The organism is Aurantibacter crassamenti (assembly GCF_016811105.1).
GTDB lineage: Bacteria > Bacteroidota > Bacteroidia > Flavobacteriales > Flavobacteriaceae > Aurantibacter_A > Aurantibacter_A crassamenti.
On the sequence record NZ_JAFBGM010000001.1, the window covers coordinates 1,103,968 to 1,116,522 of the forward strand.

Sequence of the window (12,555 nt, forward strand, 5' to 3'; positions counted from 1 at the left end):
TTGATATTTCTTAAAATGAATCTTACAAGCTAAATGTAGCTAAGGGAAAGGGCAAAAATAATAGATGAAATAAGGTTGAATACAGATTAACGGTTAGGGTCAAATAATATGACTGTATACTCGAAATCTTCAAGTTCACCATTTATTTCAACATTATTCAAGGTTACCACGTATGCGGTGTCTTCGCTAATATTAGTGCTGATGCCTTGTGGTTGCCAAACAATTGTAGGGTCGCCATATAATGTATTTAAATCTTCCATGTTTATAGCAATAGCATTACCTATTTCATCAACCATTGAAACAGTTGTTTGACTAAAATCTGCTCCGGTTATAGAAAAAGACCATCTAGGATATATTAAATCACTTGGTACATAGTCTGCTGGTGGCCATGAGATAAAATCAGGGGCGTCTGCTGGAGCGGATCCTGAATTGCCAACAACCCATAAAACATTTGAATTGTCAGAATTACCAACACCCATCGAATTAAGTCTTGGCCAAAGTAGCCATCTTCTATGGCCTACTGGTCCATTTGAACTACCCGGTTCGCTTATATAAAGATCAACTGCTTCTGCGTTTTTCGCCATTGCTAAGTTTGACTTACCTGCTGCTTCACTGCCTGCTTCAGTGTAGCATGACCAACTAGATGGTGGAAAGTGGTCAAGTTGCTGGTTACTTTTCATCATCAAAGCTGCCTCTTGCGCCTTAGCGCTTTGATCTTGATTTTCGGTTAAAGTATTATTCAGGCCAACAGCCATTCTGTAATAATGAACACGTTGAAATATTTTTGACATTGTATTTTGAGCCAATGTACCTGCATTGCAATGGTTAGAATCCCCATTCCACTGTGGGTCTGAAGCAGTAGTTTTTGAAGCTATATAATGGTCTTGATAAAGTTGTTTAGCCGTTGCTCTAGCAACATTATCAGTTTCAATTTCTGGCGGATTTATTGTTTCTTCATCTTTACTACATGAAGTAAGAACAAAAGCTAAAAATAGAATATAAAAAGAGCTTTGAAAATTGCGGTACATAGCGATATTGATTTGCTATGGTAACGGTTTAATCTATAAAAAGTGATATTTTTTCGATGAATGGGCAACTGGCCTTATACTCAAAAACTTCAATTTTTTCGGTACAGCGTTAGAATTTAAAAAGGTAGTTTGTAAACTATTCTTCTGGTAATACGGGTTTAGCAGGTGTGATAGAACTATCATGTTCTTGAAAATACTGCTCTAACAGATTAGTTGTTGCTGTTAATAAATCTTTAGTTTCTAATAGTATTGAAAAATACAAAGTTGTGTTTTTAGGACTAGATTCTTCAGTTCTAGTACGTGCAATTTGTTTTTCTATTTTTTGTGAAACAAGGTCAAAAAGCTCTTGTTTTCCGCCTAAAATAACACCGATTTGTTCAAAAGAATGAGCATCAAAAGCAGCTTGAGTATTATTAAAAATATCCTCTAGCTTTTGATCAATTTCCTTTAATTCTTTTATTTGATTGTATTTTAATTTTTTGTGGTTATTGTCTACGTGCTTGTGACTTACCTTACCAATATATTCAAGTGATTGCGATATATCGGTCAAATGTGCCAAAGCATTTATATAGAAATTACTTGCACCTACACTGGCTTCATCTAAGTTTTTAATAAAATAGAAAATATGGTCGCGTAGCCCGTCAATTTCATTAGCAAGCTTAGCGCCTTGTTTTTTGTTCTTTTTAAGCAGGTTTAAGTCTTGTGTCGCAAGTCCGTTAATTGAATTCGTATAAATTTTGTTTGCACGTTTAATAACTGTAGAAATATTACTTGCACTTTCTTCAATTACACCTTGTATAGAACTACTTTCAGCTCTTTGTAACTGATCCTCCTCTTTAATTTCTTTAGATTTCTTGTTGTAGTTAATATAGTTTCTTGCCAGTAATAGAATAGCCACAAATAATAATATGGCAATTGCAGCACCTTTACCAAAGCTAATTAAGGTCAATATAACCCCTGAAGCCACAAAAGCAATTATGGCTGTCATAAACCATCCGCCAATAACATTAAGTACACCAGCAACACGGTAAACTGCGCTTTCTGCTCCCCAAGCTCTATCTGCAAGTGATGTACCCATTGCAACCATAAAAGTTACATACGTAGTAGAGAGTGGTAATTTGTATGATGTAGCAATAGAAATTAAAATACCTGCTACCATTAAATTTACAGCAGCACGTACCATATCAAAAGCTGGTAATTCATGAACTCTATCTTTAGATAAAGCAATTACAGGCTTTTCAAATTGTTTATCTATGGGTGCTTTCCATGTATTTGGTACTAAAGTGCCAGTGTATTTAGAAATCGCAATCGCAGATCGCACTAGCCCTCTTGAAAGAAAGTTGGGTTGAAAACGTTCTTTAGTTTCGCTCTGGCTTGAAAGGTCAATTGAGGTTTTTACCACTCCTTTAGCTTTGTTTGAGAACCAAAGTGTTACGACCATTACAACACCTGCAAAGAATAACATTAAGTTGGGTGTTGGCACTTTAGAGGCGAGAATGCCCATGCTAAATTCAGTTGCATCAACACCAGAAGCAAGCCATGCCTCATATGATTGCCAAGCTGCAATAGGAACACCAATAAAGTTTACCAAATCATTGCCAGCAAATGCTAAAGCAAGAGCAAAGGTGCCCACGCCAATAATTAATTTGTAAATATTGGTTTTGAAATATTCTACTAGTGCATAAGAAACAGCAGACCATAGCACAAAACTTGCTGCTGATATAGACATCCAATGTGATTCAATAAAGTCTTTAATTGTAAGTCCGTTGAGTATGTCAAGGCTTTCATTTGCAATAGCAGTACCTTTTATACCTTTCATTAAAATGAAATAGGTTATTGCAGCTAAGGCAGCTCCACCAAATAATGCACCTACCCATTTAGGTTTTTTCTCATAATTGAACGATAATAAAAGTCTAGAGGCCCACTGAACCAGAGCACCCACTGAAAATGCTACTACCACAGAGAGCAAAATACCGAGAATTATTTCTGTAGCCTTAGTAGTGTTTATATAATTTACTACATCAGCAAAGCTACCATTATCGGCTCCTATTTTTATTAAAGCCATAGCCACTGCAGCACCTAGTAGTTCAAATACAATAGACACAGTAGTTGAGGTTGGCATGCCTATGGTGTTGAAAAAATCAAGGAGTAATATGTCTGTAATCATTACTGCCATAAAGATGAACATGATTTCATCAAAATAGAACTCGCCAGGGTTGAAAATACCTTTACGAGCAACTTCCATCATACCACTAGAAAATATAGCTCCGAAGCCAATACCTAAACTAGCGACAATCATTATGGTTCTAAATGAAATTGCTTTTGACCCAATAGCGGAGTTTAAGAAATTCACTGCATCATTACTAACTCCAACAACTAAATCGGCAATCGCAAGAACTGCAAGAGCCACTATCATCAACAAGTAAAAATTATCCATAGGTACGTCGAAAAAATGTTGGCAAATATCTATAACTGTTTGTTGTACAATGTTATCTAAAGGTTATTATTTAAAAGTGGATATCTACTTGTAATCTCCACATAAGTTCATTGGTACTATCCTTTTCAGATAAATGGCTGACATCAGTTTGAACTTTTAATTTATGCCCAACAATATACTTAGAAAGTCCGAGAGTATATTGATTTTGAAGATTTAACCCAGTAACATCTTCGTCTAAGTTTATATTGGTAAATCTACCTGAAACTTCCCAGTTGTTAGAAAATAAATATCCAGTTTGTAAGTTTAAACCATTGCCTATTAGTACAATGTCTCCGGTTGGGGTGCCATCTGAATTTTTGGCAATAGGGTCAGCTGCATTTCGATACGCATATTCAGCCATAAAAGAATATCCTTGGTATTTAAACATAGCATCGATAAAAATAGTATTAATATCAGTTTCGTAGAAACCAATATCATTTGCCATATAACTACCTTGATTGCTACGTGTTTTTACAGCATTTCTATTATGATCAAAAGTAGCTGCTAACATTAATTTTGGCGTGGTTACTCTGGCGTGATCACTACTTAAGTAAGCTTTGAAATTTCCGAACGGAAAAAGTTCTAAGCGAGCAGTGTGTTGAATACCCCCAAGATTACCACTTGTAATATTTCGGCCTTCACCCTGCGAAATTGCTAATTTTTCACGAATCATAAATTGCTCACCTATTTTAAAATGATGTCTTATTTGAATTCCTTGATCTCGATCTAAAGTAAATCTGCTATTTAATAGTGAGCGATCAACCTGTTGCAGATTGCCTGACGAAATAACACGTTCAATATTCCCCGGAAGTTTAGTTTGCCCCATCCAAAACTCAAAATTGCCATGAAAGTTCCAAATAAGAACGCCATCTAAAATGTATCTAGGAGAATTGCTAGTGAAAGCTGAGGCGCCTGAAATGTCTCTGTTTGAAAGACCTAGCTCTATTTTATATTTTAATTTTGGTGAATATGCAAAACCATCGAATTTTAATCTCGCTCTACGTATTGAAAAATTTTGTTGCGGATCAACTAAACCTCCGTTGTTACCTTCGCTCCAATTAGAAACCGTCAAAAACTGCATTCTTGTGCCAATTTTCATCGTCCAAGTACTGTCTTTGCCTACTAAACTAAATAAACCCTTTCCGAAAGAAGGTGCATTTGTTTCTTGAGCAAGCAGCAAAAAATTAAAAGACAGAAAAATTCCTAAGAAAAAATACTTGAGCTTCATTCGCGAATTTTGCATTTTGTCAAAGTTAAATTAATGTTTACAAAATGTTACGATTTAAAATTATATGTCAAATAAATATGGAATGTGCTACAAGATACAGCTATACATAGCTGCTAAAAGTGCTTTATAAGTAGATTTTATTTGATTTAAGCAATGCTTTTAATTTATGAATACTTAAATTTTTTAGTATGATTGATTGCTAATCATCATTATTTAATGGATTAAGTTTTTTCGTAATATACTAATAATCAAATATTAGCGTTTTCAATGTAAATTTAATGTTACTAAAATGTTGTGTGAACATTATCTAATTCTTATCTTTAAATAATATTGAAATTAAAAATCAGATTGTGATGAAAAAAATACTTTTAATTCTTGCTATAGTATTGGTGTCTAGTTCAGCTTTTTCTCAAAAAGCAAAAGAGATGAAATTAAATAATGAAACCAATTTAATTGAAGCTACATATTATCATGAAAATGGTGAAATTAGTCAGCAAGGAACATTTAATCTGGACAAAAAATTACATGGCGATTGGATTAGTTATAATGATAAGGGAGATAAAGTTTCACAAGGAGCTTATGTAAACGGAGTTAAAACAGGTAAATGGCAATTTTGGAACGATGGTTCTATGAAAGAAGTTGAGTTTAGTGATAATGCAATTGCTAGTGTTATAAATAAAGAAAATTCTGCACGAGTTAGTAAAAATTAAATTTAGTATCAAGGCATAAAAAAATCCGCTGTTTCGCAGCGGATTTTTTTATGCCTTGTTTTTATTAAAGTTACTTTCTGTCAGCAATAGTTGAAAGAGCAACAATTTTATCTTCGTTTTTTATAGTAGTTTCCATCGAAACTTCATCATAATCAAACGTAATAGCGGTTAATGTTTCTTGTATTTCAGTAGTTTCGTCTGCTTTAACACGAATCAGAATCTCTTTTGTGTCATAACCTGCAAAGCTGATTTGAATAGTATATTCGCCTGGAACAACATCATTAATTTCAAAATTTCCGAATAAGTTAGTTTGTTCGGCAGATTTAGCTCCTTTTAATGAAATATTAGCGAACAAAAGAGGTTCATTATTCATTTCTTGATCAAGTACAGTACCTCTAATTGCTCCATTTTGTGCAAAAACACTCGTGGCGAAAAGAAGAGTTGCGAAGACTAATAAAATTTTCATTGCATTGAAATTTAAAGCTGCAAAGAAAACGTACTAGTGTAAAGATAAAGTTAGGTGTAAGTTACTAGTAGGTTGTAAAAAGGTTAAGAAGTTTGGTTTAAGAGATTAAAATTTCGTGGTATAAAAAAGAAAACCCCGCTTTACAGCAGGGCTTTCAGTGGTATTTAATTGCGACTAGTTTATAGCCCAATCAAACGTAGTAAGGTCAACTTTAGTTCCAGAAGTATATGGTCCTTCTACGGTAGCGTCGGCTCCGTCTATTTGAACATTAGCCAAAGGCCCATTATCTTTCATATCAATTAAAGTAGCATAGCCTTCTAAATAAAGGTTTGTTATTGTTGCACCTGAGGTAGCTTTGAATTGTAAAGCTGTACCATCAACAGATGAAATTGCTGTTAGGTTAACGAATTTAGGATTTCCGTTTGCCTTATCGCCTTCAAGAGCAGTTGAGAAACCTTCAGCAGTATGTGAGATATATGCATTGGTAACAGTACCATTCCATCCTTCTGTCCAGTCGATAGAATCGTCTTGGTTGTTTTCAAAATAAAGGTTAGAAGCAGAAACTGTTCCTCCAAAAAATTCAACACCATCATCGTCACCATCAATCATTGCAACATTGTCAATTGTAGTTTCAGAACCAACAGCGTATAATGTTAAACCATTGTATTGCGATTCAGCATCAATTTGAGCACCCGCATGTTTGATAATTAAATACGAAATAGAACCAGAATTATCGGTATCATTCGAACCGCCGTATTTAAAATTCCCAACTTCCGCAGTAGCATCTATACCTTCTGTGGTAGTGGCATCACCTAATAATACCAATCCACCCCAGTCTCCTGATTCTCCACCAGAAGATTGTAAAGTAACAGGTGCTGAAGCAGTACCTTGAATATCAATTTGAGCACCTTTTTGTACTACGATATATGTTGAAGTTTCATCACCAGTTTCAACCAATGCATTAATAGTAGTTCCAGCAGGTATAGTTAATTTAGCACCAGATTCAATGCTAAGGCTTTTATCAAGAATGTATTCATTAGCAGCATCTAAAGTCATGTCGCTAGTAATAGTTCCAGTTAAAGTGATTGATTGTGGTTCAACTACAGTATCAGAGTTAACCCAATCAAACTTTGCGATATCAACTTTAGTTCCAGAAGTGTAAGGTCCTTCAACAGTAGCATCAGCGCCATCAATTTGAACATTTGCTAACGGACCATCATCTTTCATGTCTATTAAAGTGGCATAACCTTCTAAGTAAAGATTAGTAATAGTTGCACCTGAAGTAGCTTTAAATTGTAATGCTGTACCGTCAACTGAAGATATTGCTGTTAAATTAACAAACATTGGATTTCCATTTGCCTTATCACCTTCAAGAGCGGTAGAGAAACCTTCTTCTGTGTGAATAATATAGGCATCAGTTACAGTACCATTCCATCCTTCTGTCCAATCGATAGAATCGTCTTGGTTGTTTTCAAAATAAAGGTTAGATGCAGAAACTGTTCCCCCAAAAAATTCAACACCATCATCGTCACCATCAATCATGGCAACATTTTCAATTGTAGTTTCAGAACCAACAGCGTATAATGTTAAACCATTGTATTGCGATTCAGCATCAATTTGAGCACCAGCGTGTTTGATAATTAAGTACGAAATTGAACCTGAATTGTCATTATCAGTTGATCCACCATATTTAAAGTCACCTACTTCAGCAGTAGCATCAATACCTTCTGTAGTAGTTGCATCACCTAATAAAACTAAACCACCCCAATCACCAGAATTTCCACCTGAAGATTGCATAGTTACTGGTGCTGCAGCAGAACCTTGAATATCAATTTTTCCACCTTTTTGAACTACGATATAGGTAGAAGTCTCATCACCAGTTTCTACCAATGCATTAATGGTTGTACCTGCAGGTATTGTTAATGTTGCACCCGCTTCAACACTAAAACTCTTGTCTAATGTGTATGTTTTAGAAGCATCTAAAGTTCTATCTTCAGTAAGCGTACCATTTAAGGTTGTATTCTCTGTTGGTTCTTCTTCGCAAGCGGTACAAGAACCACCGCAGTCAATACCTGTTTCATCACCGTTTTTAATACCATCAGTACAAGTTGGGTCTACCGCGTCTGGACCTGGATCTACAACGTTATCATCGCTACTACAGCTTGCAAGAGCAATTGCAAAGGCCATAATAAAAACCTTGGAAATTTTTGTGATTTTCATTTTCATAATAATTGATTTTTAAAGGTTTAATTGTTGTTTTAGTATTTAAAATTTATAGTTGACTCCTAAACTGATTCCCATGCCTGATTTGTATGAAAGAACCGTTTCATTCCTTTCAATACCAGAATTGATATTCTTAATAAGTTGTGTTTGTTTGATTTCAGGATTCGATAAGTTTTGACCTTTTAAGGATAATTTCCAGTGTTCACCAAGCTCTTTACTAATCAAAGCATTCACAACTACAAAGCCGTTTTCTATGATAGCATCGTCATAAAATATATCTCTGTTAGTTTGATCAGTAGGTACCCCTAATGCATAAATTTTATCAGAAGCATAGTTTGCTGTTAATGATGCTGCAAAAGGATTTTCATTAGCAGATTCAAAATTTAGACTTGTATTGAAAATCCAATCAGATGCGCCTTGTAAATCGGTTTTGGTAATGCCTTTGTATTGAAAACTTCTTAAAAGTCGACCAGTATCGTCATAAACTTCTTTTAAGTCTTGTGTGTGCCACATTCTTGTAACATTAAATACCAAGTTTAAATTAGAACCCGAAATATCACCAGTTTCGTCATTAGTAATTGGGCTAATCAAGTCTAATTTCGTTTCCGCTTCAAGTCCAAAAATTTCAGCTTTTTCAGCAGAATTGAAATAAGAGAATATACCAGCAGAACCTCTTTCTCTTACGCGGTTGATTGGGTCAGCAATATCCTTGTAAAATGCTGCAAATGATACCAATTGACCTGCCGAAGGAAAATATTCATATTTTAAATCGAGGTTGATATTGGTTGATGCAATCAAATCTGTGTTACCACGTGTTATTTGACCCGTAGGCGATACATAGTTAAAAGGTGCTATCTCTTTAAATTCAGGTAGTGTAATCGTTTTGCTAAAAGCGAAACGTAAAGCATTCAATTCGTTCAGCGAGTATTTGATGTTTAAACTAGGATATAAATTGTTGTAATCTTGTTCGCTTACGCCAGTTCTTGGGTTTAAGTTACCGATGTCATAGTTTACACTGATATCATCAATTTGATAACGCAGGCCTAAATCGAAATTCCATTTTTTGATACCATAATTAAAATCAACATATGCGCCTGTAGAATTTAAATTACCGAGGTAGATATCTTTTCGTTCTCCGTTCGCATTACTTCCTAAAAGGTTTATTTCTAAAAGTCCTGCATCGAAATTTGATTGTCTAAAAATGCTGCCAAGATTATCGATTGAATTGGGGTGTATGGTATTTGTTCTTCTTTCTTCTACACCAACAAATTGAGAACTAAAATCTCTTTCTTTTGTACGATACGATGCACCTAGTTCAACTTTGAATGTTTTATCCTCTTCATCAATAAACTGATGAACATCTTTGATGAAACCATTGAATTCATTGTCTTGTATTTCTTGACTAGACTTTCGCTGTTGAAATCCGCCATTTCGCGCCAATTGCACATCAAAATCAGGCTCCGAATTATTAGGGTCCCAGTTTACTTCATTTCTGATACGGTTTGGTTCATCCGCATTAAGTAGGTTGTATCCTCCAGCCCAGTCTAAAGTGTTTTTTTCACCGAAACGGTGTGTACCTAAAAGTTGCGTAACAATAAGACGTGTTTGTTTTGTATTCTGATCACGTATGAATTGAAATAAACCTTCAGCTGGTGCAGTTTCTTCAAAAATGGTAGCTTCTCCGTTACGACCACCTTCAAAAACAATTTCATCAAGTTTGTTAACGAAGAATGTACTTGACTTAATCTTGTTTTTATCATTAGCGAAAAAAGCTAAGTCTAAAAGAGCAGTATTAACCACCTTTCTACTGTATGTAGTTGCATCAGTAATGGTGTCATCAATAGAGTTTGATCTGAATTGACGAAATAATCCTTCTTTATAATCGTGCGATTGCGAATGTGATGCTGTAAAGAATACAGCCAATTTTTCTTTGATTTTTTTTCCAGCGGCTATAGAATAGGAATAGTTCATTGGGGTCTCTTGTTGCAGCGTATTCCAGCCTTGCTGTGTAATAAGGTCTTGGGTGTTTAAGCTTTGAGCGTAAAATCCGTAATCAGTATTTCTTGAATTCGGAGACACTTTAAAATTATTCCAAACACCACTTTTAGCTACGTTACTGTTTACGCCACCTGAAACACCAATGCTTAATTCACTTGAACCGCTAAGTTCTCTTGATGCAATATTTATAGTCCCAGAAGCTTCATCGGCCGAACCAGTTGCAGAGTAGGTTTTGCTAATACTTACATTTTGTAATACTCTAGTTGGGAACAGCGACAAATCGATATTTTTTTTATCGATATCGTCTGAAGGCACAGTTAAGCCATTTAATGTTGTAAACAAATATCTATCCCCTAAACCACGCACAAAAACATCGCCTGAAGCTTCGCTGCTAGTTACTCCAGAAATTTTTGTAGTGGCGGCTGCCGCATCTGAAACACCTATTTTACCTAGTTCTTGTGCTCCAATACTCTCTTTAATTTCAATAGCTCTTTTCTGATCAAGTAAAAGTGCGGTTTCTGAATCTTTACGAGCAACTGTAGTAACCACTACCTCATCTAATGCTAAACCTTCATTAGCAGACATAGGTATGTCAATGGTTGTTACTTTACCAGCTTCAACGTTTACATCAGGAACCTCTACAGTTTCATAACCTAAAAAGCTGTAAACTACAATGTAAGTGCCTGGCTCAATATTAGCCAGCTCATACAAGCCATCAAAGTCTGAAGTTGTGCCTATGGTAGTGCTTTTTATGAGCACATTTGCAAATGGCAAGGGCTCGTTATTATATTCTTTATCGGTAATGGTGCCTACTATACTACCTGTTTCTTGTCCTGTAACATGGACGAAGGCCAGAAATATCAGGCCAATTAAAATTTTCTTCATTTTGTTTTTTACTACGTTTGTTATTAAATACCGGGGCAAAAGAACTCATGTATTGTAAAAGTGGTGTGATGTGTGTATTAAATGTGTATTGCATTTATGTTAGCTAAAGGTTAGTACATTAATAAAATGTTAAGTAGTTGCTTTTAATTTTTTAGCACACCTGCAAAAAGATGTATCTTGCATACAAATTATTCTCAATGAACTGGGAAGAGTTACTCTCTCTAAAGCGCCAAGGCGATACCAATAAAAGACTACGTAAAGAACAAGATGAAACTCGTTTAGGTTTCGAGGTAGATTATGATCGCATTATATTTTCTTCTGCCTTTCGTAGTTTACAAGACAAGACACAAGTAATTCCACTTTCAAAAACCGATTTTGTTCACACTCGATTGACACATAGTCTTGAGGTTTCAGTTGTAGGTAGAAGTTTAGGAAGAATTGCTGGAAAAAAAATTCTAGAAAAGCATCCACATTTAAGTGAAGTTCACGGGTATAGATTCAATGATTTTGGAGCCATTGTTGCGGCTGCAGCTTTGTCACATGATATTGGCAATCCACCTTTTGGCCATAGTGGCGAACAGGCAATTGGTGAATTTTTTAAAAATGGAAATGGTCAAAAATACCAATCAGTCTTATCTGATAAAGAGTATCAAGATTTAATTGATTTTGAAGGTAATGCTAATGGGTTTAAGTTGCTTACTGAGTCTAGAGAAGGTGTTGCTGGTGGATTACGATTGAGCTATGCTACATTGGGTGCGTTTATGAAGTATCCTAAAGAATCGTTGCCGAAAAAGCCCACCAAACATATTGCCGACAAAAAATTTGGCTTTTTTCAATCAGAAAAAGACACATTTAAAAATATCGCTAGTGAGCTTGGTTTAAAACAAACTAGAAATGGAGCAGATGTTTCTTATGCGAGACATCCATTAACTTTTTTGGTTGAGGCTGCTGATGATATTTGTTATACTATTATTGATTTTGAAGATGGTATTAATCTTGGATTAATTTCTGAGGAATATGCTTTAGAGTATTTGATTAAACTAGTAAAGAATAACATCAATACTAAAAAGTATCATTCACTTAAATTCAAAGCAGATCGTTTAAGCTATTTACGGGCTTTAGCCATAAGTACATTAATTGGCGATGCCGTAAATATTTTTATAGAAAATGAAGAGGCAATCTTAAATGGAGATTTTGATGTTTCCTTGCTAGATAAAAGTACATATGAGGCACAGATAAGAGATATTATTTCTTTAAGCGTTGAAAAGATTTATCGTTCATCTGAAGTTTTAGAAAAGGAAATAGCGGGATACAAAATTATCTCAGATATTTTGAATGTTTACACAGGTGCACTCATAAGAGAAAAAGAAAATCAGGCCTCTAATTATGATAAATTAATGCTGCAAACCTTCCCGAAGCAGTATCATAATGAAGACGCTTCTATCTATAACATACTATTAAATTGTTGTTGTTACGTAGCTAGTTTGTCTGATAGTGCTGCTGTGCACATCCATAGAAAAATATCTGGCTTAGAAATTTAA

At 35.0% G+C, this 12,555-nt stretch carries 8 protein-coding genes; 2 read left to right on the top strand and 6 right to left on the bottom strand.

Annotated elements, in window-relative coordinates:
• Nucleotides 1-86 precede the first annotated feature (86 nt).
• From JQC67_RS04605 to JQC67_RS04615, 3 genes are all read right to left on the bottom strand, one after another.
• Nucleotides 87-1,028: a CAP domain-containing protein gene (locus JQC67_RS04605; RefSeq protein WP_203251683.1), complete on the bottom strand. Its 942-nt coding sequence runs from the start codon at nt 1,026-1,028 to the stop codon at nt 87-89.
• Between the two features lie 136 nt (nt 1,029-1,164).
• Nucleotides 1,165-3,465, bottom strand: a complete 2,301-nt coding sequence (locus JQC67_RS04610) for an inorganic phosphate transporter (protein ID WP_203251684.1) — start codon at nt 3,463-3,465, stop codon at nt 1,165-1,167.
• Between the two features lie 70 nt (nt 3,466-3,535).
• Complete coding sequence (locus JQC67_RS04615; protein WP_203251685.1) at nt 3,536-4,732, bottom strand: porin; 1,197 nt, start codon at nt 4,730-4,732, stop codon at nt 3,536-3,538.
• 353 nt (nt 4,733-5,085) lie between these two features.
• Here JQC67_RS04615 and JQC67_RS04620 point away from each other — a divergent pair, with 353 nt between their 5' ends.
• Nucleotides 5,086-5,442, top strand: coding sequence for a toxin-antitoxin system YwqK family antitoxin (locus JQC67_RS04620; protein WP_203251686.1), 357 nt, complete (start codon nt 5,086-5,088; stop codon nt 5,440-5,442).
• A gap of 70 nt (nt 5,443-5,512) precedes the next feature.
• Here JQC67_RS04620 and JQC67_RS04625 read toward each other — a convergent pair whose 3' ends face one another.
• The 3 genes from JQC67_RS04625 to JQC67_RS04635 form a co-directional block, all read right to left on the bottom strand.
• Nucleotides 5,513-5,908, bottom strand: a complete 396-nt coding sequence (locus JQC67_RS04625) for a carboxypeptidase-like regulatory domain-containing protein (RefSeq protein WP_203251687.1) — start codon at nt 5,906-5,908, stop codon at nt 5,513-5,515.
• A 174-nt stretch (nt 5,909-6,082) separates the two neighbouring features.
• Nucleotides 6,083-8,134 (bottom strand): MDR/zinc-dependent alcohol dehydrogenase-like family protein, encoded by a 2,052-nt coding sequence (locus tag JQC67_RS04630; protein ID WP_238934472.1) that lies wholly within the window; start codon nt 8,132-8,134, stop codon nt 6,083-6,085.
• 39 nt (nt 8,135-8,173) lie between these two features.
• Nucleotides 8,174-11,014, bottom strand: coding sequence for a TonB-dependent receptor (locus JQC67_RS04635; protein ID WP_203251688.1), 2,841 nt, complete (start codon nt 11,012-11,014; stop codon nt 8,174-8,176).
• 197 nt (nt 11,015-11,211) lie between these two features.
• Here JQC67_RS04635 and dgt point away from each other — a divergent pair, with 197 nt between their 5' ends.
• Entirely contained in the window at nt 11,212-12,555 is a 1,344-nt protein-coding gene (gene dgt / locus JQC67_RS04640) for a dGTP triphosphohydrolase (RefSeq protein ID WP_203251689.1), read from the top strand.